General features: G+C 56.2%; 22 protein-coding genes and 1 tRNA gene. 11 read left to right on the top strand and 12 right to left on the bottom strand.

Translation table 11 applies throughout. The features are described from left to right. Window positions 1-36: 36 nt before the first annotated feature. A complete protein-coding gene (locus tag R2A130_RS17620) occupies window positions 37-1,026 on the top strand; it encodes a DUF1499 domain-containing protein (RefSeq protein ID WP_050786123.1) in 990 nt (329 codons plus the stop codon). A gap of 4 nt (window positions 1,027-1,030) precedes the next feature. On the opposite strand, the gene R2A130_RS11220 is transcribed toward R2A130_RS17620, so the two are convergent. Then, window positions 1,031-1,939: an MBL fold metallo-hydrolase gene (locus R2A130_RS11220; RefSeq protein ID WP_009758171.1), complete on the bottom strand. Its 909-nt coding sequence runs from the start codon at window positions 1,937-1,939 to the stop codon at window positions 1,031-1,033. Between the two features lie 152 nt (window positions 1,940-2,091). On the opposite strand from R2A130_RS11220, the gene R2A130_RS11225 reads away from it, so the two are divergent. From R2A130_RS11225 to R2A130_RS11250, 6 genes are all read left to right on the top strand, one after another. Then, window positions 2,092-2,667, top strand: coding sequence for a biotin transporter BioY (locus R2A130_RS11225; protein WP_009758173.1), 576 nt, complete (start codon window positions 2,092-2,094; stop codon window positions 2,665-2,667). A 76-nt stretch (window positions 2,668-2,743) separates the two neighbouring features. Further along, entirely contained in the window at window positions 2,744-4,096 is a 1,353-nt protein-coding gene (locus R2A130_RS11230) for an NAD(P)H-dependent oxidoreductase (protein ID WP_009758174.1), read from the top strand. 56 nt (window positions 4,097-4,152) lie between these two features. Further along, on the top strand, window positions 4,153-5,544 hold the full coding sequence (locus R2A130_RS11235; protein WP_040305831.1) for a xanthine dehydrogenase small subunit: 1,392 nt from the start codon (window positions 4,153-4,155) through the stop codon (window positions 5,542-5,544). After that, on the top strand, window positions 5,541-7,901 hold the full coding sequence (xdhB, locus tag R2A130_RS11240; RefSeq protein ID WP_009758176.1) for a xanthine dehydrogenase molybdopterin binding subunit: 2,361 nt from the start codon (window positions 5,541-5,543) through the stop codon (window positions 7,899-7,901). The genes R2A130_RS11235 and xdhB overlap by 4 nt, the downstream gene beginning before the upstream one ends. After that, on the top strand, window positions 7,894-8,439 hold the full coding sequence (locus R2A130_RS11245; protein ID WP_009758177.1) for a 2-oxo-4-hydroxy-4-carboxy-5-ureidoimidazoline decarboxylase: 546 nt from the start codon (window positions 7,894-7,896) through the stop codon (window positions 8,437-8,439). Before xdhB ends, R2A130_RS11245 begins: the two co-directional genes overlap by 8 nt. Before the next feature lie 78 nt (window positions 8,440-8,517). Continuing rightward, window positions 8,518-8,592 (top strand) — tRNA-Gln (locus R2A130_RS11250). 286 nt (window positions 8,593-8,878) lie between these two features. On the opposite strand, the gene gap is transcribed toward R2A130_RS11250, so the two are convergent. Next, window positions 8,879-9,910: a type I glyceraldehyde-3-phosphate dehydrogenase gene (gene gap / locus R2A130_RS11260; RefSeq protein WP_040305834.1), complete on the bottom strand. Its 1,032-nt coding sequence runs from the start codon at window positions 9,908-9,910 to the stop codon at window positions 8,879-8,881. A 161-nt stretch (window positions 9,911-10,071) separates the two neighbouring features. On the opposite strand from gap, the gene R2A130_RS11265 reads away from it, so the two are divergent. Beyond that, window positions 10,072-11,241, top strand: a complete 1,170-nt coding sequence (locus R2A130_RS11265) for an acetyl-CoA acetyltransferase (RefSeq protein WP_009758179.1) — start codon at window positions 10,072-10,074, stop codon at window positions 11,239-11,241. Here the strand turns inward: R2A130_RS11265 and R2A130_RS11270 are convergent. Beyond that, window positions 11,234-11,995 carry a DUF3750 domain-containing protein gene (locus tag R2A130_RS11270; protein WP_009758180.1) on the bottom strand — a complete coding sequence of 254 codons (762 nt, stop codon included), beginning with the start codon at window positions 11,993-11,995 and terminating at the stop codon, window positions 11,234-11,236. The two genes, R2A130_RS11265 and R2A130_RS11270, sit on opposite strands and share 8 nt — an antisense overlap. 86 nt (window positions 11,996-12,081) lie before the next feature. Then, entirely contained in the window at window positions 12,082-13,440 is a 1,359-nt protein-coding gene (locus R2A130_RS11275; RefSeq protein WP_009758181.1) for a TIGR03808 family TAT-translocated repetitive protein, read from the bottom strand. Between the two features lie 140 nt (window positions 13,441-13,580). Between R2A130_RS11275 and R2A130_RS11280 the strand changes: the two genes are divergently transcribed. Further along, window positions 13,581-15,107 (top strand): helicase HerA-like C-terminal domain-containing protein, encoded by a 1,527-nt coding sequence (locus tag R2A130_RS11280; RefSeq protein WP_009758182.1) that lies wholly within the window; start codon window positions 13,581-13,583, stop codon window positions 15,105-15,107. Here R2A130_RS11280 and R2A130_RS11285 read toward each other — a convergent pair. After that, window positions 15,104-15,763 (bottom strand): haloacid dehalogenase type II, encoded by a 660-nt coding sequence (locus R2A130_RS11285; protein WP_009758183.1) that lies wholly within the window; start codon window positions 15,761-15,763, stop codon window positions 15,104-15,106. The genes R2A130_RS11280 and R2A130_RS11285 overlap by 4 nt on opposite strands. Window positions 15,764-15,873: 110 nt before the next feature. Between R2A130_RS11285 and R2A130_RS11290 the strand changes: the two genes are divergently transcribed. Further along, window positions 15,874-16,737 (top strand): branched-chain amino acid aminotransferase, encoded by an 864-nt coding sequence (locus tag R2A130_RS11290; RefSeq protein WP_009758184.1) that lies wholly within the window; start codon window positions 15,874-15,876, stop codon window positions 16,735-16,737. 36 nt (window positions 16,738-16,773) lie between these two features. Beyond that, a complete protein-coding gene (locus tag R2A130_RS11295; protein ID WP_009758185.1) occupies window positions 16,774-17,373 on the top strand; it encodes a superoxide dismutase in 600 nt (199 codons plus the stop codon). 64 nt (window positions 17,374-17,437) lie between these two features. Here R2A130_RS11295 and R2A130_RS11300 read toward each other — a convergent pair whose 3' ends face one another. From R2A130_RS11300 to R2A130_RS11330, 7 genes are all read right to left on the bottom strand, one after another. Further along, window positions 17,438-19,519, bottom strand: coding sequence for a S9 family peptidase (locus R2A130_RS11300; protein ID WP_009758186.1), 2,082 nt, complete (start codon window positions 19,517-19,519; stop codon window positions 17,438-17,440). After that, complete coding sequence (msrB, locus tag R2A130_RS11305) at window positions 19,520-19,921, bottom strand: peptide-methionine (R)-S-oxide reductase MsrB (RefSeq protein WP_009758187.1); 402 nt, start codon at window positions 19,919-19,921, stop codon at window positions 19,520-19,522. A 66-nt stretch (window positions 19,922-19,987) separates the two neighbouring features. Then, window positions 19,988-21,721, bottom strand: coding sequence for a Na(+)/H(+) antiporter subunit D (locus R2A130_RS11310; RefSeq protein WP_009758188.1), 1,734 nt, complete (start codon window positions 21,719-21,721; stop codon window positions 19,988-19,990). Continuing rightward, the gene (locus tag R2A130_RS11315) at window positions 21,714-22,067 is read right to left on the bottom strand and encodes a hypothetical protein (protein ID WP_009758189.1); all 354 of its coding nucleotides are present in this window, start codon (window positions 22,065-22,067) and stop codon (window positions 21,714-21,716) included. Before R2A130_RS11315 ends, R2A130_RS11310 begins: the two co-directional genes overlap by 8 nt. Window positions 22,068-22,071: 4 nt before the next feature. Continuing rightward, window positions 22,072-23,553 carry a proton-conducting transporter membrane subunit gene (locus tag R2A130_RS11320; RefSeq protein ID WP_009758190.1) on the bottom strand — a complete coding sequence of 494 codons (1,482 nt, stop codon included), beginning with the start codon at window positions 23,551-23,553 and terminating at the stop codon, window positions 22,072-22,074. After that, complete coding sequence (locus tag R2A130_RS11325; RefSeq protein ID WP_009758191.1) at window positions 23,553-25,079, bottom strand: monovalent cation/H+ antiporter subunit D family protein; 1,527 nt, start codon at window positions 25,077-25,079, stop codon at window positions 23,553-23,555. Before R2A130_RS11325 ends, R2A130_RS11320 begins: the two co-directional genes overlap by 1 nt. Then, window positions 25,079-25,510, bottom strand: coding sequence for a cation:proton antiporter subunit C (locus tag R2A130_RS11330; protein ID WP_009758192.1), 432 nt, complete (start codon window positions 25,508-25,510; stop codon window positions 25,079-25,081). The genes R2A130_RS11325 and R2A130_RS11330 overlap by 1 nt, the downstream gene beginning before the upstream one ends. Between the last annotated feature and the right edge of the window lies 1 nt (window position 25,511).

Raw genomic sequence — 25,511 nt, forward strand, 5'->3', positions numbered from 1 at the left:
TATTGCCGTGGGCGACACCTGCGCTATGACATCGCCATGATGCGTACGGGATACATCGAACGATTTGAAGTGGAGGCGCGCGGCGTCTCCACAGCAGCAGCTTGGTGCCAACGCATGGCAATCTTCTGCGTGCCGTATCTTGCCATCGTTATTTTGGGCCATCGCTTTGGTAGTATTGAAACCGCGCAAGCATTTTGGCTGTTAGGGCTCGGTGCCGCCATGCTGTTGCTGGCGATAGGCCTCGGCGTTTGGGGGCTGTACCGGCTTTGGACGTTCGGAGATAAGGGCGGAATACGGTCAGCGCGAGGCCTCGCGATTGCTATGCTTTTGGTCGCACCATTCCTTTATCAAGGGGTGCGGGCATTCGCTCTGCCGCAGCTTTACGACATATCCACTGACCTTGAAGAACCGCCGCAATTCGACACGGTCATGGATGATCGTGCGACGGGTATGAATGGCCAAAGTGCGTTCGATGAGATTCAAAAACAGTTGCAGTTGGAAAACTACCCGCGTGTCGCGGCACGGCGCTATCCGCTGGGCATGGTAAGGGTGTTCCGTGCAGCGGTGGAATTGGTCAGCGAACGCGACTGGACGATCCTGACGGGAGAACGCAACAATTCCGAGACCGCGATTGATGAAGAAGGTAGCGATCTCATGGCGCGACCGGTAACCGGCTCTGACGGCATGCCACTTAATCCGAGCATACCTAGGTTTAGACCTGATACATCGCGCACACCGTCATCGGCGCCAGTAGAGGCTTTTGAGACCGTTCAGGTATCCCCAATCGGGCGTACCGCCAGCGATGATGCGGATCAAGACGAGCGATATATCGAGGCTGTAGCCACATCACTGATCTTCGGTTTTCAAAGTGATGTGGTAATCCGAATGATCGAAGAGGAAACCGGAACGCTTGTCGATATGCGTTCCAATTCGCGTTTCGGACCGCACGATCTTGGTGCCAACGCCGCGCAAATCGAAGCGTTTCTAGCCGACTTGGACGCGTCTCTTCAGGGGTTGGCGAACTAGGTACTCAGGCTGCCGTGTAGATGCTGTCCAGCAACGGGGCGCCGTCACATCGCACCGATCCTTTGCCCACAAGATCTTCCAGATGCGCCAGCACGGAAAGTCCTGCCGCGCCGTGGAGCTTTGGGTCCGTCGACCGGTAGATGACCGCAACCATATCGGGAATTGTGTGTCGCCCCTTACGAACCTGATCCAGAACGGCTTGCTCACGCATTTTGCGGTGCGCCCGCAGAGCGCGAACGAAGGCGTGAGCGTTTTCCAACCGTCCTCCATGGCCCGGAAAGTAGATACTTTGCGGTTCTGCCAGCATCACCTCAAGCGACGCCATATAATCGGCCATCGAACCGTCTGGCGGGGCAACGATGGATGTGGCCCACGCCATCACATGGTCACCAGACAACATGAAGTCTGTTCCTTGCAATGCGAAAGCCAGATGGTTGGCTATGTGCCCCGGTGTGAAAAGCGCCTTGGCCGTCCATCCATTGCCCTCGACAATATCGCCGTGAGCTACCTTCACGTCCGGTACGAAATCGGTGTCTCCGCTGGCATCCAGCGCATTCGTTTCGCCCAGCGCCAAAGGTCGGGCCGCGCGATGCGGGCCTTCGCCATAAGTCTCTGCGCCGGTAGCGTCTTTCAAACGAGCGGCCAGCGGCGAGTGGTCCACATGGGTGTGCGTGATGAGAATGTGGCTGACGGGCCGTCCGGCTATAGCTGCAATCAACGCATCGAAATGCCCGTCGTTCAATGGCCCCGGATCGACGACAGCTACTTCGTCAGTGCCCAACAAGTAGCTATTGGTGCCGTGGAATGTGAAAGGCGATGGATTGTTGCACACAACACGGGTAATACCCGGCGCGACTTCAACGGCCTTACCGTGGCGCGGTTCGAACTGCATCCGGAATTTGGGGGAAGACATGGCAAAGCCTCAGAAGCGCGCACAATTTTTACAGCGTTAAAGTGCGCAATGCGGGAAAGCGTGACGACTTGTCTTGGCAGCCCCCTTGCAAGTCAATATGGTTGCGCGAAAGCAGATGATGGCATCTGCATCCAAATTATGGGAAATCCACCATGGCTCTGAATTCTGCAGCTCTCGCACCTACCTATCTGCCAAGTGAAGGGACGAGCCGTATCATCCGCCAGACAGGCCTCGTCGTTTTAGGCACAGTGCTAATGACAGTAGCCGCTAAAACACAGGTTCCGTTCTTTCCTGTACCGCAGACGCTGCAGACATTGGCCATCTTCGGCATCGCGGCTGCTTACGGTCGCAACCTCGCAATTATCACGATACTCGCCTACCTCGCGCAGGGCATCATGGGATTGCCCGTGTTCTCTGGCGTAGCTTCCGGTCCGGCTTACATGATGGGTCCAACGGGCGGTTACCTGGTTGGCTTCATCATCGCTGCAGGCATCGTGGGTGAAGCTGCAGACCGTGGTTTTTCAAAGCGCCCATTCGCTATGTTCGGAACCATGTTGGTTGCTGATATGATCCTTTTTGCCCTCGGTTTTGTGTGGCTCACGACACTCATTGGGGCGTCCAAAGCATTCGAATTCGGCGTTGCTCCCTTCGTGTTGGGTGACATCGTCAAAATTGCACTCGCATCAGCTGCCCTTGCTGCAATTTGGAAGTTGCTGCGTCGCGCCTGATCGCTTTTGCCATTAAAATTTCAAACCGCGCTGCGATCAACAGATCCAGCGCGGTTTTTGTTTGAGGAAACGCCTGATGGGCCACACCGACCTACCGTTCCCACCGCCACGCATTCCTGCAACAGGCCTAGGCGCTGACCTCGCTAAACGTGCTGATGACGGCAAGCCGGTGCGCGTTTGCATTATTGGTGCTGGCGAAATGGGTACGGATCTCGTCACCGCCATTCGCCAAATGCGCGGCGTGGAAATCTCATCCATCGTCGACCGCCGTTTGCAAAGCGCAAAACCAGCCATTGCACTCGCCGGGCATGACGATGATATGGGCGTGATCTGCGATACCCACCGCGATATTTCGAACGCGTTGGACCGCAAGCGCATCCCCATCGTGCAGGACGCGACAACCGCGATCACCCACGATCAGGCCGATGTTGTCATCGACGCCACGGGCGTTCCCGCAGCCGGTGCCGAGCTGGGCATGGCGTCATTGGAAGCCGGTAAACATCTGGTGATGATGAATGTCGAAGCCGACGTCACCGTTGGTGCGATCATGGCTGAAGAAGCCCGAAAGCGGGGTCTCGTCTATACAGTCGGTGCGGGCGACGAGCCCAGTTCTGTGTTGGAAATCTATGATTGGGTCACTGCATTGGGCTACCCTGTGGTCGCTGCCGGTAAAGGCAAAAACAACGCCTTCCGTATCGATGCAGTGCCGGATGATTACCGCGAAGAGGCCGAACGCCGGAACATGAACCCGCGTATGCTGGTGGAATTCGTCGATGGCTCAAAGACCATGGTCGAGATGACCTGTATTGCTAACGCGACCGGCCTTGTGCCGGATAGACCCGGTATGCACGGTCCAGATTGCTCGCTCGATGAGTTGCACAATGTGCTGTGTCCCACCGAAGAGGGCGGACTGTTGTCCCGCCACGGCTGCGTCGATTTCACGGTTGGTAAAGGCGTCGCACCCGGGGTGTTTGTTATCGCCGATATGCGCCACCACCGCGTGCGTGAGCGCATGAACGATCTGCATCTCGGGCCGGGTCCATATTACACGTTCTACCGCCCTTACCATCTCACATCGCTCGAAGTACCGCTGTCAGCGGCTCGCGCAGTGCTCTACGGCACAAGCGACATGAAGCCGTTGCCGCGTCCTGTGGCAGAGGTTTGCGCGTTGGCAAAACGCGATTTGAAAGTGGGCGAGACTTTGGATTTCATCGGCGAGACTTGTTACCGCTCATGGGCAATGGAGGCTGGCGAAGCGCGGGCGGAAGGCGCTATTCCTGTTGGCCTGCTGCACAATGGCCGCGTCACGCAGGACATTGCCAAAGGCAGCCTCATAACGCGACACAGCGTCGATGTTGCCCGCGATACGCCACTCTACCGTCTCCGTGTTCAACAAGACGAATGGTTGGGTTACGACGCTTGCGCTTGATCCGGAACATGCAAAACCCTGCTTGACGGCGCATATCTATGCGCCAACATGGTGGCATGACCGAACCTATTACATTTGATTTGAACGGCGCACCGACAAGCGCTGAATGCCGCGCCGACCGTACCGTTCTGGAGTGGTTGCGGGGCGATGCGCTGTTGCGTGGCACCAAGGAAGGCTGCGCCGAAGGTGACTGTGGAGCCTGTTCAATTTTGATGCGCGCGCCGGATGATGATCGTTATCGCCCGGCCAATTCCTGCATCTTGCTTATGGGCCAAGTGGAAGGCGCAAGCCTGATGACTGTTGAGGGCTTGGCTGCGATGGGGCCCGATGGGCATCCGGTGCAGTCATTGATGGCCGAAAATGGTTCATCCCAATGCGGTTTTTGCACACCCGGCATCGTCTGTGCATTGGCCGGTCTTGGTGATGGCGACACGGCTGTCGACGAGCCTGCTGTTCACGAAGCTCTGGCCGGTAATCTGTGCCGTTGCACCGGCTATCGCCCTATCGTGGAGGCTGCTTTGGCCACCGCGCCTGTGAAGCTGAACGCGGCTTCGCCATCGGGCGGGCGACGCGCATCTGTTGGTTCTGCTAACTCGCAAATGCACCATCCCGGTAATTTTGAAGAGCTATGGGCGGTGATGAAAACACATCCCGGTTCACCATTGCTGGCGGGAGGAACCGACGACAATCTGTCGGTCGCCCAAGCCCACACCCGCCACGACAACATTATCTCGCTGCGAGCGATTGCAGAGCTTGCGAGGATCGAAACGAACGCCACTCACCTGAGCATCGGTGGTGCGGCGCGCTGGTGCGATATGCTTCCGCATCTGGAAATGCATTGGCCCAGTTTTGCGGCGATGTTGCGCCGTTTTGGTTCGGTTCAGGTGCGTTCTGTCAGTACGATGGGAGGCAATCTCGCCACCGCCAGTCCTATCGGTGATAGCGCGCCAAGTCTGATTGCGCTCGATTCTGCGTTGGTTTTGAAGTCATCTGCTGGAGAACGCCGCGTATCGGTCGAAGATTTTTACACTGGTTACCGCGAGACCATTCTTCGCGAAAACGAGGTTATCGCAGCTATCGAAATTCCGCTTTCAAAGGATGTGGAGTTTCGCGTTTACAAAGTGTCGAAACGTTACGATCAGGACATTTCTACCGTTTGCGGCGCGTTCTCCGTCCGGATGGATGGTGAAAAAATCGCATCAGCCCGCATAGCATTCGGTGGCATGGCGGCCACACCAGTACGATGCCGCAGCGCGGAGTCTTTGTTGGTTGGCAAGCCGCTCGAAGCGCTGAACGATGCCCGAATTTCCGACGCTATTGAAGCCGACCTCGCACCCATGTCGGATATGCGCGGAACAGCCAACTATCGCATGCGCGTGGCACGCAACCTGCCAAAGCGGCTTGCACTCGACCTGTCAGGTGAAATTGTGGAGGTGATGGCGCTTTGAACATCCGAACCGATCCAAAAGCACTCAAGGCTGACCCGCTTGCCATCGAACGAAAAGTGGTGGGGCGGAGCCATCCTCATGATAGCGCGCGCCGCCACGTTCGCGGTGAGGCGATCTACATAGATGACATGCCGGAGCTGCCGGGCACGCTGCATCTGGCACCCGTTCTTTCACCGGTGGCAAAGGGCAAGCTGAAGAACATTGATACTTCAGCGGCGCTGGACCTAAATGGTGTCGCCAGCGTCATCACAGCCGCCGATATTCCGGGCAGCAACGAAGCTGCGCCTATTCTGGCGAACGAACCGTTTCTCGCTGAAGACGAGGTGCTGCATGTTGGTCAAATAGTTGCAGTGGTCGCGGCGACTTCCTTCGAGCTTGCCCAACAAGCGGCCCGTTTGGTCGTCTTGGACATTGAGGAAAAAGCACCGAATTTCGATCTCGATACCGCGTTTGATGCTGACGATTTCACCCATCCCACCCAGCTACTTGCATCCGGTGACGCCGCATCGGAAATGGCCAAAGCCGATGAGGTAATCTCCGGTTCGCTGACTATGGGTGGGCAGGATCACTTCTATCTCGAAACCCACATTGCTCTCGCCATTCTCGGCGAAGACGAGGACATGCTGGTCTGGTCCTCGACCCAACATCCCACCGAAGTGCAGGTGCACACCGCGCTTGCTTTAGGCGTGGCGAGCCATCGTGTGGATGTGCAGATACGGCGTATGGGGGGTGCCTTTGGTGGCAAGGAAAGTCAGCCCACCATCATCGCTGGCCTAGCTGCGGTTATGGCGCGGCTGACCGGAAAACCATGCAGCTTTCGGCTGCGTCGCCATGACGATATGGCTGCCACCGGCAAACGCCATGGTTTCAAGATGGATTGGCAGGTTGGTGTCTCGAAGACGGGACGCATCGCTGCGATGAAGGTGAAGGCGCTCGCCAATTCCGGCCACGTGGCGGATCTCACCGGCCCGGTCGTCACCCGTGCTCTGACCCATTTTGACAATTGCTATCATTTGCCCGCAACCGATTTCACGGGGTTTTCAGCCAAAACCAACACGGTGTCGAACACCGCCTTTAGAGGCTTTGGCGGGCCGCAAGGTATACTCGCTTCAGAAGCGATGATTGATGAGATCGCACGGCATTTGGGCAAAGATCCGAACGAAGTTCGGGCGGTCAATTACTATGGACCCGGCACCGGCGAAGAGACGCCGTACGGGCAACCGGTGGATGATAACAGAATCACGGATGTAGTTGATCGCGTTATGGAAAATGCGGAATGGACCCGCCGCCGTATCGAGATTGACGAGTTCAATGCCAAAAGCCCTGTTCTGAAAAAAGGCCTCGCAATGATGCCGGTGAAATTCGGCATTTCCTTCAACCTCACCGCGCTTAATCAGGGCGGTGCATTGGTCCATGTTTACATGGACGGTTCCGTCCACTTAAACCATGGCGGCACCGAAATGGGGCAGGGGTTGAACACGAAAGTAGCACAGGTCGTGGCAGAAGTTTTCGGTCTGCCCCTAGACGCTATTTCTATCACGCCAACCACCACTGGCAAAGTGCCGAACACATCGGCCACGGCGGCATCAGCTGGTTCAGATCTGAACGGCGCTGCTGCATTCAATGCCGCCACAGCGATACGTGCGCGGATGGCGAAGGCTGCTGCAGAGCATTTTGACTGCCCCGTCGAAGACATCATTTTCGAAGACGGCTCCGTTTCAGCAGGTGGTCGTTCGATTACCTTCGGTACGCTCGCCAAACACTGCTGGGCAGAACGGATCGGATTATCTGAAGCTGGCTTTTACAAAACCCCCAAAATTCATTGGGACGGCAAAACACTCAAAGGTCGACCGTTCTTTTACTACACCTATGGCGCAGCCGTTTCTGAAGTCGTTATTGATACGCTGACCGGCGAAAACCGCTGCCTGCGGACGGACATCGTGCAGGATTGCGGCAAGCCGTTGAACCCGGTCATCGACCTCGGCCAGATCGAAGGTGGCTTTGTTCAAGGCATGGGCTGGCTCACCTGCGAGGAGCTGTGGTGGGACGATAAGGGCAAGCTGCGGACCATCGGCCCGTCCACCTATAAAATTCCCGGATCGCGTGATGTGCCACCGGTTTTCAACGTATCCATTCTTGATGATAAGCCGAACCGCGAAGACACGGTGTTCCGTTCGAAAGCTATCGGGGAACCTCCGCTCATGCTGGCGATTTCGGTTTGGCTGGCGTTACGCGATGCCGTTTCATCACTGTCCGGTGGACGGTACGCTGCAGCACTAAATGCCCCCGCTACGCCGGAAGCCGTGTTGATCGCGGTCGATGCGATGAAGGAAAAGGTTGTCTCCAAGGATGGATGAAATACCGTTCGATGAGCTGAACAAGATGGAGCCTGAAACCTTCATCGACTACCTCACGCCCATTCTGCAGGGTGAACGCTGGTTGCCGGAACGCGTCGTCGACAATCGCCCCTTCGGCTCTGTGCGCATGCTCCATAAGGCGCTGTTTAATGAGGTGATGGATGCTGGAGATCGCAAGCGCTGCGACCTGATAATCGCTCATGACGGCGTGCTGCCGCAAGAAGGAGACGCACCACCTGTTCCCGCGACGGAAGAGGCTGAAGAAATTCCAAGCCAAAGTTGGCCGTCGCTGCGGTCGCAATATCGCGGAAATTTCGGCTTCGACTTCGTGCTGGCTCGTCCGCCGGAGGACGAAGCCAAACTTCTCGGCGCACTCTTGGCTCGGATGAACAACACAGAAAAAGACGAGCGGCTGCTCGCGCTACGTGAAATTTCAGAGATGACCTTCGAACGGTTGGAAGACGCTTTTCGCGTTGCCGAGCCCGATACACAGCACGCCGAACAGGCGGGCGACACAGAAAATGACGAAGAAAGCTGAAAGGTGGTGCTGGAACCGTTGCAGCGTGCCGCAGCCTCACCTATAGAAGCGCCCGTGCCGTGTTATTCGGCACAATGCTGGGGCGTGGCCAAGTGGTAAGGCAGCTGCTTTTGGTGCAGCCATTCGCAGGTTCGAATCCTGCCGCCCCAGCCATTTATGGAAACTAAGATGTCGAAATCATATCAACTTGCACAATCGGCACTTAGTGACCTGAGAGCCGCTGTTCATATGATATTGTCTGAGTCAGGCGACGTTGGTCTTCGGAATGTCGAAATAGGGAAAGCCTTAGGCATTTACGCCGGACATATTGGTCACGTCGGTCATATCCCAAGAACTGTCTTAGGTCTTATGGAAGCTGATGGGACCGTCGTTCAAGACAAAGAAACAAAACGATGGACGCTTTGTCCTGTCCAAAACGGCGATCCCGAATCTAATTAGACTAGCCGAGCTTCGCCATGGCGACTGCTGTGTCGCTCATGCGGTTGGAGAAGCCCCACTCGTTATCGTACCAGGTGAGAATGCGCGCCATGTTGCCGCCGACCACTTTGGTCTGGGCTGACGCGAAATTCGATGAATGCGGGTCGTGGTTGAAGTCGATGGAGACCTTGGCTTCCGTGTCGTAGTCCAAAATACCCTTCAGTTCGCCTTCGGCTGCTTCACGGATGGCATCGTTCACTTCATCTGCTGTCACGTCACGTGACAAAACGGCTTTCAGATCGACCACGGAAACGTTGGGGGTAGGCACGCGGATGGAAGAACCGTCTAGCTTTCCGTTCAACTCCGGTAGCACGAGGCCCACGGCCTTGGCAGCGCCGGTGGAGGTCGGGATCATCGACATGGCTGCAGCGCGGGCGCGGTAGAGGTCTTTGTGCATCGTATCCAGCGTCGGCTGGTCGCCGGTATAGGCGTGGATGGTGGTCATGTAGCCGTGCTCGATGCCGAACTTGTTGTGCAGCACATGGGCAACCGGCGCGAGGCAGTTGGTGGTGCAGGAGGCGTTGGAAACGATCGTGTCGTCTGCCGTCAGCGTGTTGTGGTTCACACCGTAAACGATCGTTTTCTCAGCATTCACCGCATTGGAAAGCGGCGCGGAGATCAGCACTTTTTTGGCGCCTGCTTCGATGTGGGCTTTCGCCTTGGCCGGGTCGGTGAAAATGCCTGTGCATTCCATGGCGATTTCGACGCCAAGCTCACCCCAAGGCAGGTCTTTTGGGTCGCGGATTGCGGTCACGCGGATCGGGCCCATCGTGCGGTCGCCGTGGGAAATGGTGATGCTCTCGCCATCTACCGTCACCGTGCCGGGGAAGCGGCCATGAACCGAATCGTATCGCAGCAGGTGGGCGTTGGTCTCCACCGGTCCAAGGTCGTTGATGCCGACGACTTCGATATCGGTGCGACCTGATTCCAGAATGGCGCGAAGGACGTTGCGGCCGATGCGGCCGAACCCGTTGATGGCGACTTTGGTGGACATGATGCGTTTCCAAAACATTGGGAGAATTGCACATCTTCTAGGGGGGCGGTCGCACCTGCGTCAACGCAGACGAGGGTTCTTACCCCTTCACTTCCACTTAACTTTGCAATCAAACCGATTGGATATTATTTTGGTGGAAACGCAGTTCAGGAACGCACCACATGACCGCATGCATCACCGGTTGGGCTCATTCGCAATTCGGCAAGCTGGAAGGCGAAGACGTCGAAAGCCTCATCACCGGCGTCACCCGCGATGCGCTGGCAGATGCTGGGTTGGAGGCGGCGGACATCGACGAGGTGATACTCGGTCACTTCAACGCCGGTTTTTCCGCGCAGGATTTCACCGCAAGTCTCGTTTATCAGGCGGATGATGGCTTCCGCTTCAAACCCGCCACGCGGGTCGAGAACGCCTGCGCCACCGGTTCCGCTGCGGTCCACCAAGGCGCTCGTGCGGTCAATTCCGGGCAGGCGCGGCATGTGCTGGTGGTCGGTGTGGAAAAGATGACCGATACCCCCGGTCCGGCGGTTGGGGCGAACCTGTTGAAGGCGTCCTATCTGAAGGAAGATGGCGACACGCCGATGGGATTTGCCGGTGTTTTCGGCAACATTGCCGATGCCTATTTCCAGAAATTCGGCGACCAATCCGATGCACTGGCAGCGATTGCCGCGAAGAACCATGCCAACGGCGTGCACAATCCCTACGCGCAGATGCGGAAGGATTTGGGCTACGACTTTTGCCGCGAAACCAGCGACAAGAACCCATACGTTGCAGGGCCGCTGAAGCGCACGGACTGCTCGCTGGTCTCTGATGGCGCAGCGGCAATCGTGTTATCGGACACGGCAACGGCGCTTTCCATGAACAAGGCCGTAGCACTTCGTTCCACCGCCCACGCGCAGGACTTCTTGCCCATGTCGAAGCGCGATATTCTGGGTTTCGAAGGCTGCGCTGAAGCGTGGAAACGAGCGCTCGATCAGGCGAACCTCACCATTGATGATCTGTCATTTGTCGAAACCCACGACTGCTTCACCATCGCGGAGTTGATGGAATACGAAGCCATGGGTCTCGCACCGCGCGGCAAGGGCGCGGACGTTTTGAAAGACGGTATCACTCATCGCGACGGACGCCTGCCGGTCAATGTGTCAGGTGGTTTGAAAGCAAAGGGTCACCCCATCGGTGCAACGGGCGTTTCCATGCACGCGTTGACCGCGATGCAGCTCACCGGCACCGCGCCGGAAGGCATGCAGTTGAAAGCCCCGGAACTGGGCGGAATTTTCAATATGGGCGGCGCTGCGGTGGCGAACTACGTGTCCATTCTGGAGCGTATCAAGTAGTCGCCGGACCATCACCCCAAAGGTGAAAATTGCCGAAACCGGGAACTTTCACGATGCCATCGGCAGGGTGAAAACCAGAGACCAGGCCAAGAAAGTTCAGTTCGAACCCGTAGCGCTGGCCGATTGCAAAACCTGCATATCCGGCCAGCGAGACGCGCAGTCCTTCGCTACTGTTCATCGTGAACCATTGACCTTCGCTGGGGAAATCGCGGCCCACGGCGGTGGAAGTGGTGACAGCTTCCAGCTCAGGCACCGCGCGCAGAACGTGGGCTACAAAGGTGTTTGAATTCGGCCCCGGCCAGATTTTGTAGTCACCCGGCTCATTATATCGATAGCTTCCTATGGCCGCTTCCAGCTTGGGGATCAGCTTTTCGGCCTCCGGGCCGGAAATTGTGGCGTCGATACGCGGCGGGTTGGAATACCAGCGCGCATCCGGCGCGTAAGCGTTTTTGCGAACGGGGCGGCCCCAACCGACCACATCATAACGGTCGAATTGCTGACGCCCCGGCTTCTTGAGCAATATCCATGAATGCGTCGCCAGCGCGCCTTTCAAGCCACCGGTACGCGCTGACATCACATGAATAACCGCATCACGCTCCGGCAAAACGCGCGGCAGAGTGCCAGCACTCGACCAGTCTGCGGTCCGCCAACTCGTCGGCTTCTCGCCTGCCGTCCACACGGCGATGTGGAGCAACGCGGGTGCGATAAAAATGGCGATGAGAAAGACAAAGGTAAACGTCAAAATGCGCTTCATGTGAGGTGAGATCTTGGGAGATATGTGGTGCTTCAACTCTCACATTCCAAAGCTGGCGACACGATGGCGCAACACCTTTGGCGGCGTCACGCTTTCGTCACCCGGTTGTTTGCCAGCGTCAGATGCTCGGGTACACCGCTGGTGCGCCCCACCAATTCGCCGGTCGCAACCTCACGCCAGCGTTGGCCGATAATGCCGCCACGGGTCGGGCGGTCGATCACATTGTTGGTGATGATCGCGGACCCAGCGCCTTCCACCACGGTGGGCACGATTCCCGTTCGGCAGTTCCGCAAAATATTTCCACTCGCCACCACGTTTCGCATGTACGGACCCCATCCCATACCGATGCCCATATTGGGTGCGCCTTCGACCACATTTCCCGTAACCGTCGTTTCCGCTTCCACAGAAATGCCCGTGCCGAATTCGTCGATATCGGCGGGGTATGGACCGGTGGCGGACATGTTGCGGATGAGGTTGTTGGCGACCACCGCAAGGCGTCCACCCTCGTTGAAATTGACGATGGACACGCCGGTCGTGCCACCATCCACAATGTTGTTGGCCACCATCGCCCCTTCGAAGGCGAATTCCGAATAAATGGCGGTTTCTCCCGAACGAAGGCATGTGTTTCCCGAAATAGCGACATTATTCCCGGAATTTGCGCGGATTGCCGAAAAAGCGCAGTCTTTCAGATGGTTATTTGAGATATTTACGCCGCCAGCGCGGAATATATTTATTCCGTTACCGTACTGGCCCGTACCGCCACTGCGCGCGCCGATCCGCTCGATGCGATTGCCGGAAATGATCGTGTTGTCCTCGCCGATCTCCCAGCGGTGCACCAAAATTCCACCATCGGCACAGTCGCGAACTTCGTTGTCGGTGATGGAAAGTCCGGTGGAACCCACCGCATAAATACCGGCAACAGATGCTGCGCCGGAAATCGAACAGTGATGAATTCTACCGCCGCAGGCTTCTAAAAACATGCCCGCGCCGGCGCTTCCGGCAAATGTGCAATTGTCCAAAACCACCCGCGGACAAGCCCGCGTTTGCAACAATGCACCTAAATTATCGGCCAGCGGACGGTTCGCCCCGTCAAAGGAAACATCAGCTATTTCAACACGTTCGCAGCCGGTGGCCGTCAGCATTGCGCCGCCGCCGCTGTAAATTAAACGGGTCGCACCGGAAATTCCGATCAAACGCGTTCGCATCGGAAGTTCCAGATTCGAGACGCCATAAACGCCCGGCGGCAGGAACACCGCTTTGTCTTCGGCAGACGCTTTTTCCAACGCGCGTTTCAGTGCAGCGCTCTGGTCATCGCCATTTCCTGGCACCACACCAAAACTCGTAGCATCCAGCGACCCGCGCAAAGACGCCGATTGAATTTGTGCCGCAGCGGGAACCGCAGCAACACTGGCTAATGCACTGATAATAAAGCGACGTCTCAGCATGTCCCGATCCGGTACGAACGTGGAGTTTCACCATTTGCCATGCAGGAACCGTGCCACAGCTTCAAAGGCTCGCAGGGTTTGCGGGCCAAGCGTTGCCGCCGTATAGATGGCACAAATCTCGCACAGTTCGGACTTTCCCCATGCTCGAAGACGGTAAAATCTACCTCGGCACCAGCCGCAACCCGCAAGACGAATTGCAGGGGCCGGAATATCTCGAACTGTCCCTCGCCAACCGCCATGGTCTTATCACCGGCGCTACCGGCACGGGTAAAACGGTGTCGCTGCAGATACTTGCGGAAGGCTTTTCCAACGCTGGCGTTCCCGTGTTCTGCGCCGATGTGAAGGGCGATCTGTCCGGCGTTGCGATGGCCGGTAAGGGCAAGGATTTCCTTGAGAAACGCGCGCAGGATATTGGTCTCGAAGACTACGAGTATCAGGATTTTCCCGCGATCTTCTGGGACCTTTTCGGCGAACAGGGCCACCCCATCCGCACCACGGTTTCCGAAATGGGCCCGCTGTTACTGTCGCGCCTGATGGACCTGACGGACGCTCAGGAAGGCGTTTTGAACATCGCATTCCGCGTGGCTGATGACGAGGGATTGCTGCTTCTCGACCTCAAAGATTTGCAGTCCATGTTGGTCAATGTTTCGGAGCGTTCCAAGGAACTTTCCGCAAAGCTGGGCAACGTAAACAAGCAGTCGGTCTCGGCAATCCAGCGTTCGCTGCTGGTGTTGGAGGAGCAGGGCGGCGACCATTTCTTCGGCGAACCAGCACTTGAGATCGCCGATCTGATGCGGACCACCCGGGACGGTCGCGGTTCGATCAACGTGTTGGCCGCCGACAAATTGATGATGTCGCCACGTCTCTATGCAACGTTTCTCCTTTGGCTTTTGTCGGAACTTTTCGAGGAATTGCCGGAGGTCGGTGACTCCGACAAACCGCGCCTCGTATTCTTTTTCGACGAAGCACATTTGCTGTTCGACGACGCACCCAAAGTGCTGACCGAGCGTGTCGAGCAAGTCGTCAAACTCATCCGCTCCAAAGGTGTTGGCGTCTATTTCGTCACTCAGAATCCGTTGGATGTGCCGGACGGTGTGCTGGCCCAACTGGGCAACCGCGTACAGCATGCGCTTCGCGCTTACACGCCGCGCGAGCAGAAGGCCGTGAAAACGGCGGCAGAAACTTTCCGCCCGAACCCTGATTTCGATGCGATGGACACCATCAAAAATCTCGGCGTCGGTGAAGCGCTTGTCTCAACGCTGGAAAAGAAGGGCGTGCCGTCCATCGTGCAGCGCACTCTGATACGCCCACCGCAATCTCGCCTTGGCCCGTTGACGAAATCCGAGCGCGCAAAGGTGGTGGCGATGAGCCCTGTCGCTGGTCAGTATGACAAGGCCGTAGATCGCGAATCCGCTTACGAAATTCTCGCCAAACGTGCCGAAAAACAGGCCAAGGCCGAAGAAGAGCAAGAGCGTTTGGAAGCGGAAGAAAAAGCACGCGAAACTGAAGCGCGCGCCGAGGCCCGTAAAAGCCGCAAGAAAAGCCGTGGTTCAGGCCGTCAGACGGTTGCTGAAGCTGCGATTAAATCGGTCACCCGCACAGTTGCCACGTCGCTTGGTCGCGCCCTTGTGCGCGGTATTCTGGGCAGTCTCAAGCGGGGCTTCTAAAGAAGCTCCGTGAGGTCGGAGATCACGCGGTCGGGCGTGAGGTCGGCATATTCATCGGGCTGGCCGGTGCGGTTGCACCATACTGTGCCAAAGCGAAATGCCTTTGCGCCCGCGATGTCCCAACGGTTGGATGACTGGAACGAAACGTCTTCCGGCTGCAGGGCGAACTCATCACAGACCAACTGATACGCCGATGGCACGACCTTGAATTGCCGAAGTCTATGCACCGATATGCTGGCATCCAAGACATCATCGAGATCGGCAGAGGCTACCGCGGCTGCCAGCATATCTGGGGAACCGTTGGAGAAAATTGCGGTCTTCGCGCCGCTTGCCTGCAATTTGCCAAGGACGTCGCGCACTTCGCTGTAGGCTTCCAATTCCCAATAGGCATCCAGCAGGTCGTCGCGAACGCTTTTGTAGGCTGATGGAAAACGGGCGAATGCAAAATCCAGCGCTTGCTGTGTGATTTCCCAGAAATCTACGTAACGCCCCATAAGGGTTCTAACCCACGTGTATTCCAGCTGTTTGTTACGCCACATGTCGGAGAGCGCCGCGGCATCCGGTCCAAGCTGGTCCGCATATTTACGGACAGCAGAGTGAACATCGAACAGTGTGCCGTAGGCATCGAATACGTAAGCGGCGGGTGTGTTGGGCATGATTGCGGCTCGGATATTGGCTCAAACCGTACCAAGCCGCGTGTTGGGCCGTTGCGTCAAGGTGATGCGCGGCATAGCGTCGGTTCAAGCTCATCTGGAAGGACGAACCAGTGTCAGAATTTTCCGAAACTTGGACCTACACCGACGATGAATGGCATGAGGGCAATGTGCCGATCATCGGCGCGCGCGAACACGCATTCTGGTTGGGTTCCAGCGTTTTCGACGGTGCCCGTGCCTTTGAAGGTGTCACGCCCGATCTCGATTTGCATTGCGCCCGGCTGAACAAATCTGCGGTTGCTTTAGGTCTTGAGCCGACCAAGACGGCAGACGAAATTACCGCACTTTGCCGCGAGGGCGTGGCCAAATTCGCGCCGGATGCCGCCCTTTATATTCGTCCGATGTACTACGCGACGCAGGGCAATGAGGTGGCGGTCGCGCCGCTGCCGGAATCGACCAAGTTCATTATTTCGATCTACGTGACGCCCATGCCCGAACCGAAGGGCACGAGCATCACGATCTCACCCTTTCGCAGACCGACTCAGGAATGCATGCCGTTGGATGCGAAGGCTGGGTGCCTTTATCCCAATAACGGACGCGCTTTGGTTGAGGCGAAAAATCGCGGTTTCGGTAACGCAGTTCTGCTCGACATGCTTGGCAACGTGGCAGAACTGGCAACATCGAACTTGTTCATGGTGAAGGATGGTGTCGTCTATACGCCCGCGACAAATGGTACATTTTTATCCGGTATCACACGCCACAGGGTCATCCAATTGCTGGGCGATGACGGGATGGAAGTGCGCGAAACAACCTTGAAACCGCAGCATTTTGACGATGCTGACGAGATTTTCTCGACAGGGAACTTTGCGAAGGTCATGCCCGTTATCAAATATGAAGAGCGTGATCTTCAGCCTGGGCCTGTTGCAGCACGCGCGCGGGAACTCTACTGGAAATACGCATTCGATACCGCCGTCTGAAACCAGTCGGACATATTATTTAAGAGGAGACATTTTATGGCTTTTACCCTTCCCGAATTGCCCTATGCCTACGACGCATTGGGCGACTACATGTCGGCAGAAACGCTGGAATACCACCACGACAAGCACCACAAGGCTTACGTCGATAACGGCAATAAACTAGCTGAAGAAGCGGGCATGGCCGACAAGTCGCTGGAAGAAATCGTGAAGGCCAGCCACGGCACCAATGCAGGCCTGTTCAACAATGCAGCGCAGCATTTCAACCACGAGCATTTCTGGCACTGGATGGCCCCGAACGGTGGTGGCAAGAAAATGCCGTCTGAGCTTGAAAAAGCTATCAACGGCGATCTCGGTGGCTACGACAAGTTCAAGGCTGACTTCATGGCCGCTGGTGCTACGCAATTCGGTTCCGGCTGGTGCTGGGTTTCTGTTAAAGACGGCAAGCTGGAAATTTCCAAGACGCCGAACGGTGAAAACCCGCTGGTGCATGGCGCAACGCCAATCCTCGGCTGCGATGTCTGGGAGCATTCCTATTACATCGACTACCGCAACGCGCGCCCGAAATATCTGGAAGCCTTCGTCGATAATCTCATCAACTGGGACTACGTCGCCGAGCTCTACAGCAAGGCAAAGTAGGCCTGGCAGTTAGACGAATTGAAAAGGGGAGCCGCGAGGCTCCCCTTTTTGTTGCGGTGTCAGATCAGGCTTTGCCAGCGCATTTGAGCGCGAAGGCATAGACCAGCGCGACTTCTTCTAGATATGCGAAGCGGCCCGTCTTACCAAAATGGCCGGAGCCCATATTGGTTTTCAGCAGGATCGTGTTGGCGTTGCCGCTCTTTTCCCGCAGCTTCGCGATCCATTTCGATGGCTCCCAATATTGCACCCGTGGGTCGGTGAGACCCGAAAGAGCGAAGATCGGCGGATAGGCCTGTTCGACCACGTTGTCGTAGGGTGAATACCCCTGAATGATGGCGAACTCTTCAGCGCTCTCGATGGGGTTGCCCCACTGGCTCCATTCGCCGGGTGTTAGCGGCAACGTATCGTCGAGCATCGTGTTGAGAACGTCTACGAAAGGCACTTGCGCTATGATGCCTGAGAAGAGATCGGGCGCCATGTTGGTGACAGCTCCCATCAGCAACCCGCCTGCTGAACCGCCCATCGCCACAACCTGTCCTTTGGACGTGAAACCTTCCGCCGCGAGATGTTCACCCGCCGCGATGAAGTCCTGAAACGTGCGGGGTTTACCGGCCTTCTTAGTTTGCTCGTACCAGTTGCGTCCAAGCTCATCGCCTCCACGAATGTGGGCGGTGCAATAGACGAAACCACGATCAACAAGGCTCAACCGGTTGGTAGAAAAGCTGGCGGGCATGCCCGCACCGTAAGAGCCGTAGCCGTAGAGCAGGCACGGCGAAGAACCGTCAAGCGACATATCCTTGCGGTGCAAAACCGTCAGCGGCACCATAACGCCATAACTCGATGGGGCATGGAGACGGCGTACTACGTAATCCGACGGATTATGACCCGAGGGGATTTCCTGCTCCTTACGAAGCACGCGCTCGCGGGTGGCCATGTTATAGTCCCACACCTGTGCAGGCGTAGAAGGCGAAGAATAGCTGAAACGAAGGATATCGGTTTCGAACTCGTAGCCTGAGCGAATTCCCAGAGAATAGGCTTCTTCGTCGAAGGAAACTGTGTGCTCTTCACCGCTTTCCAGATGCCGAATGACAATTCGGGGCAGAGCATTTTCGCGTTCTTGACGGACCATCCAATTTTTTAGAACAAAGCTACCGTCGAGCAGCACGTCGCTGCGGTGAGGGACCAATTCCTTCCAGTCGCTCTCGTGCGGTGCGTCGATACTGGCCGTCATGATGCGGAAGTTTTCAGAACCGCCGGAGTTTGTGGTGATGAACAGTTGGTCGCCATGGGTATCTACGCTGTATTCATGACCAGCGCGGCGCGGTGCTAAGAGGATCGGTTCTGCGGTGGGGTCATCAGCACGCAACAGGCGCACTTCATCCTCGTCATTTTGACCAGTGCCTATCGCGATCCAACGGCCATCAAGTGAACGATCCAGACCGACATAAAAGCGGGCATCTTCCTCGTTGTAGATGAGTTGCTCTTCGCCATCATGTGGCCGGTAAAACACTTTGTTTGGCCGATGGTTCTCATCAACCTTCACGTAGAGGTAAGAGCGGGCGTCTGCGCACCAGGCAAAGCTGCCGACATCTCTGACGAGTTCCGCGCTGTCCTCGCCGCTGGCAAGGTCTCGGATGCGCATATGGTGATATTCGGAACCGTTTGTATCGACGCTCCAAGCCAGTCGCTCGTGGTCCGGCGAATGGCTCATCATCCCCAATGCGAAATACTCGTGGTCTTTCGCTTCTTTGGGGCCGTTGAATAAAACCGTCTCTTCACCACCGTCACGCGGTTCGCGGGTGAAGAGTGGATACTCGGCCCCCTCTTCGTAGCGTGAGGCGTATGACCATTTCCCATGGGGCGATGGCACCGAGGATTCATCAGGTTTGATACGGGCTTTCATCTCATCAAACAGTTCATCACGAAGCTGCTGGGTGTCTTCGAATGCGGCCTCTTGATAAGTGTTTTCAGCCTCGAGATAATCGCGAATATCTTGAGGTAAAGCTGCGGGGTCGCGCATTACCTCTTGCCAATTGTCGGCTCTCAACCAAGCGTAATCGTCGTACAGATCCTGCCCGTGATATGTGCGTGTTGTCGCCCGTTTCTCTGCTGATGGTGGTGTCAGCGCTGAAAGATCAAAGGCCATTCAAACGTCACCTTCCGGATCAAACTGCATGGCGATACCGTTCATGCAATAGCGCTGCCCTGTTGGGCGTGGGCCGTCCGGGAAAACATGGCCGAGGTGGCCACCGCAATCTGCGCAGCGCACTTCTGTGCGTTTCATAAACAGCTTGCGGTCTGTGTGTTCGCTCACCGCATCGGCGTCGATTGGCGCGTAGAAGCTTGGCCAGCCCGTACCGGAATCGAATTTGGTTTCCGCTTTGAAGAGTGGCTTTTCACAACCGGCGCAGATGAACAAACCGTCACGCTTCTCATCATTCAAGGGGCTGGTGAACGCACGTTCAGTGCCTTCTTCGCGCAGCACATAAAACTGTTCAGGCGTTAGTTCTTCGCGCCACTGGCTATCTGTCTTGTCGATCTTGGGCATAACTTGCTCCTCGCGTTTGCTGCCCAACAGATAGGCGCGCTGAGGGCACGGAACAACCGACAGGCGCTATCGTAGATCGAGCAGATTGACGCTGAGCGCAGCACCTAGAAGAACAGCTAGCCAAAGCACCATGGTTCCGGTCGGTTGCAACTGCGCAGCACGCCCCTCCGGCCCGTAAATGCTCTCTAGAAAACTGAACGTTGCTTTGAGCAAAATACCAAAGCCGCGCGTAATCTCTTCCCAGACTGTGCTGATGAAACGCGCCGTAAAGCCGAAAACTGCCGGAGCAAATACGCGGTAGCTCCAGTCGGTATCAAGATTGATCGAGCGCTTCTCTTCGGGGAAGAACCCACCGCGCATAAGCAACGCAAAGGCTAGCAGCGCGAACATGAGCAGCTGAAGTTGTCCGACAACATGATCAATCGTGTAGGGCACATAGTTCACGTCGTAGGGTAGCATGGCGTAAAGCGGCGCAGGAAACACGCCGACGAGGATACAGGCTGCTGCGGTGATGCCCATTGCCAAGAGCATATTCATTGGTGCTTCAGCCGGGCGTTTGCCGCTGTCATGGGCGAAGAATGTGAAATAGGGAATCTTGATGCCGGAATGACTGAGAACGCCAGCAGAGGCAAAAACCAGAATGGCCCAAATCACCGGATACTGTTCTGTCGCGGTAGCGTCCAGAATGAGTGATTTGGCGATGAAGCCTGAGAACAATGGAAAAGCTGAGATCGACATCGCGCCAACGATACAGAACGTCATCGTCCACGGCATGGTGCGATAAAGTCCGCCGAGTTCTGACGCTTTCGATGTGCCTGTGCGGAACATCACCGCGCCTACAGCCATAAACAGCAGTCCCTTGTAGAGAATATGCGCGAAAGCGTGGGAGGCAGTGCCGTTGAGCGCCATTTCGGTGCCGACGCCAACGCCAACCACCATGAAGCCCAACTGGTTGTTGAGCGAATAGGCAAGAACGCGACGCAAATCATTTTCTATCTCTGCAAAGAAGATAGGGAAGAGCGTCATCACAGCGCCGATATAGATCAGCATCTCGGTACCGGGGAAACCGCGGGCGAGGCAGTAGATGGCCATTTTGGTGGTGAAGGCCGACAGCGTCACCGCACCCGTGATTGTGGCGGCCGGATAGCTGTCCTGCAGCCAGTTGTGCATCAACGGGAAGGCCGCCTTGATGCCGAAGGCGATAAAGATGAACCAGACGCCCAGCGTCCATGTCTCAGGCCCACCGCCAGTCATCTTATCGAACGAAACGTTGCCCTCTGTGCCGTAATAGATGGCGATGCCGGCGATCAGGATAACGCCTGATCCGATCTGCCAGACAAGATAACGCATACCTGTCCGGAAAGCAGCCTCTGTACCGCGCTGCCAGATCAGAAAGACCGAAGCGAGGGACGTACCTTCCCAGAAGAAAAACAGCGTGATGAGGTCACCACAAAAGACGGCTCCGATAGCCGATCCCGCATAGAGCAGCGTAGCCACCTGCTGAACTGTGTCGCGCACATGCCAGGCGTAGAGAGCAGCCAGAAATGCGGCGAAGGAGAAGATCAGTCCGAAAATGCGCGACAGCGGGTCCATGCGCATCAAAATGATGTCTAGCGTTTCGATCCTGCCGACACCGAACACTCCGTCCGGGGTGTTCCAGATCATCCAGCCCGCCAGAATTGGCACGACCAATGTTACCGCGAGACGGAACGTAGCCACAGGAATGAGCATCACCAGCAGAGCGCCGACGAGAAAAAGCCAGATCGGGCTGGCGCTGAGAACGGTGATGAACTCACTCATCGCCGAACTCCTTCAGACCAAGCTTGCGGGCCGGGTAATCTTCAGAATCTACAGCGCCTTCGCCGTAATAGTCTTCCGGACGGCCAAGCAGTTTCTTCAAAACCTTGGTCGCAAAAATGATGAAGGCGAAAGCGAGAAAACCGAAAATTCCGTAGAAGGCCGGTAGGGTTTCTATCTCGAACTTGCCATGGCGATGATATAACAGATCGAAGACTGCAAGTGCTGCGCAGATCGCCACGAGTCCCCAAGTCAGCTTCTTGCGTACGGCATCGCTCTCGGTCAGCAGCAACAAGCGGCTCAACGCAGAGAAACGTGATGTGTCTTCGTTTTTATCAGGAGGCGTCATAGAGTCATTGCCCCGGAACGTTGGTAATCGGGATGAGGAATTCCTCAATCGTACCCGCATAGAAGAAGATGAGCAGGCAGCAGACGGCGGTGATGCACGGCGGAACCACGCAGAACAACGGCGCTTCCTGAATACGTTCGCGCCACGGCACACCATCCTGCACCACACCGCCACCGTAAAAGCCTCTGGCGAAGATGGGCAGAAGATAGACCACGTTGAGCAGAGACGACAGAATCAGAACGCCGACTACGATCTGGTGGTTCGTTTCAGCGGCGGTGATGAGCAGCAGCCATTTCGACCAAGAGCCTGCCAATGGCGGGAGCCCGATGATTGAAAGCGCACCGATACCGAAGGCGAGATATGTGAACGGCATCTTGCGGCCCAAGCCGTTCATGTCGCTGATCTCGGTCTTGTGCGTGGCCACGTAAATCGCGCCTGCACACATGAACAACGTTATCTTACCGAAGGCATGCGTAACGATGTGCAACGCACCGTCCAGCGCACCTGTCGTGGTGGCAAGTGCTACGCCGAGCGTGATGTAGGACAGTTGGCTGACCGTTGAATAGGCAAGGCGCTTTTTCAAATTGTCCTGCGCCATGGCGATGAGCGAGGCGATAATAATCGTACCGGCAGCAACCCAGACCAACCATTCCGATGATCCTGTGGAGTAGAGGTTATCAATGCCGAAAATATAGATGCCGACCTTCAGGATCGAGAACACACCAGCCTTCACAACGGCGACCGCGTGCAGCAACGCGCTAACGGGCGTCGGTGCCACCATTGCTGCTGGTAGCCACGCATGGAACGGCATGAGTGCAGCCTTACCGATGCCAAAGGCATAAAGACCCAGCAAAATCCCCATGAACAGCGGTGAAATTTGTCCGTTGAACACGCCACCCGGCGTGAACTGCATGGTGCCGGTGATGCTCCACGTCCACACGATAGCAGGCAGCAGGAAGAAGATGCTCGTGCCCATCAAGATGCCAAGGTAGATACGCGCGCCACGAATGGCTTCCGGTGTGCCTTTATGGGCAACCAACGGGTAGGTCGAGACGGTGAGCAATTCGTAGAAGAGGAACAGTGTCAGCAGGTTGGCGGAATATGCGATGCCTAAAGCTGCAAAAATGGCGAAGGCAAAGCATGCGAAGAAACGCGCGTGGTGCTTCTCGTTGTTCCCGCGCATGTATCCGACGCCGTAAATATGGGTCAGCACCCACAGCGATGATGCGACCAGCGCGAACATCAAGCCGAGGCGTTCGATTTCGAAGGCAAAAGAGATGCCGGGTGCAAAGTCGACGAGATTCAGACTAAACTTCGCGCCATCCTCTAGCGCAAATGCCATCGACAATACCGTCGCAAACAGCGCCAGCGTTGCCGCGAAAGTCAGGCCATCGCGTAGATTGTGTTGGTTCTTGAGCAGCAGACACATGATGCTGGCTGCAAGCGGGATAACCAGCGACAGGATCATAAGAGTGTTGGGAGACATCAGCGTCCGACCTCCCCGACGATAGTTGCATCACCGAGATAACCGCCTTCCAGCATGCTGCGGGCGGCAACTTCGCTGATGGACAGAATGGCGTTTGCGTCGATGCCGAAATAAATCGTGGCGATAATCAAAACCCAAGTCGGAATGAGCAAAGAAAGCGGTGCCTCGCTGACATCACGACCGGCAGGAACCGGTTTCATGTAAAGCGTTTCGACAATGCGCCAGACATATATGACGGCGATGAGGGATGAGGCCACGATGAGCATAGAAATCGGCCACCAGCCTTTTTCAAAAGCTGCAAAGAGCAACTGCCATTTGGATACAAAACCCGCTGTTGCGGGAACGCCGATTAGTGACAAGCCGCCGATAACCATCGCAGCGCCGGTCCATGGCATCTGTCGACCAATGCCCTCCATGTCGCGCACCAATGGGCTGCCGATCCGATAGATGATTGCACCAACTGCTAGGAACAACGCGCCTTTGGTGACGGCGTGGTTGAACAGATGCGCCATGGTGGCCGTCGTCCCTTCAACGCTCACAAGGCCGATGCCAAGCAACATGTAACCGATCTGCGCAATGCTGGAAAAAGCGAGCAAACGCTTGATGTTAGCCTGATAGACAGCGACTGCGGAGCCAACAAACATGCCCAACACGGCGAGCGGCATAACGATGTATTCCAGCAGATCGAGCTCGAAGACAAACTTGACCGAATAGACCGAGAACATGAACCGCATCAGCACATAGATCGCGACCTTAGTGGATGTAGCGGCAAGGAAGGCTGAAATTGAAGATGGTGCAAAAGCGTAAGCGCCGGGCAACCAGCGGTGAAGCGGGTAGATCGCGACCTTCAGACCCATCCCGATGACGAGAAATGCGAACGCGGAACGAACCGTGCGGTTCTCTTCCATGCCGGATAGTTTCTCAGCCAGGTCCACCATATTAAGCGTGCCGGTGGCCTGATAAATCATGCCCAGACCGATGACGAAGAACGTCGCGCCGATAGTGCCAAGAATCAGGTAATCATAGGCCGCTGATAGCGCTCGTTTGTCGTTCTTTGCGCCGAGAGATACCAGCACATAGGTCGCCAATGACGATATCTCGAGGAACACGAAAACGTTGAATGCATCGCCTGTAATCGTAACACCCAATAAGCCTGTCAGACAAAGCATCAGGCATGCGTAGAACAGTGTATGATGGCGTGTTGCTATCTCTTGGCGGATGGTTTCGCGGCTGTACGGCAGAGTGATGAACGCCATCGCCGATACTATGACCAAGACCAGGGCATTGGCTGCATCAACGCGGTACTCAATGCCTATAGGAGGAGCCCAACCACCCATCGCGTATGATAAAACTGTCCCGTCTTTTACGGCCATCAACAAAATGAGCGCGCATAATAGTGAAAGTCCGCTGGCGATCCATGCAATCGCGAACGCAAACGTTCTGTAGCCAACAATAACCGCGAGTGGGCTCGCAAAAAGCGGCACCAAAACGACACATACGATTGCCAGATGAACCCAATCGGACATCACGATTCCGCTTCCCCGGGAATATGCCGAGGCGTCACGCCAGCTTCTTCGGCTGCAATCAAATGGTCCTGATGCAAAACCGCGTCCTCTTCAATTGTGCCGTACACCTCGTTAATTCGAACGATAAGGGCGAGGCCAAGAGACGTCGTGGCGATGCCAACAACAATTGCGGTCAGTATCAATACGTGGGGCAGGGGGCTGGAATAAACGTAGTCGGGGTTGTCGCCAAAGATCGGCGCTGTACCGCCTGCAACTTTGCCCATTGAAATATAAAGCATAAAAACCGCGGCCTGAAAGAGATTCAGGCCAACGATTTTTTTCAAGAAATTGCCGCGTGCGACGACGACGTAAAGCCCCGTCATCATAAGGACGACAAAGAACCAGTAGTTCATGTGCCCGAGCACGAATTCCAGATTGATGAACTGCTCCACG

It is taken from the genome of Ahrensia sp. R2A130 (genome assembly GCF_000179775.1).
In the GTDB taxonomy this organism is placed as follows: domain Bacteria; phylum Pseudomonadota; class Alphaproteobacteria; order Rhizobiales; family Rhizobiaceae; genus Pseudahrensia.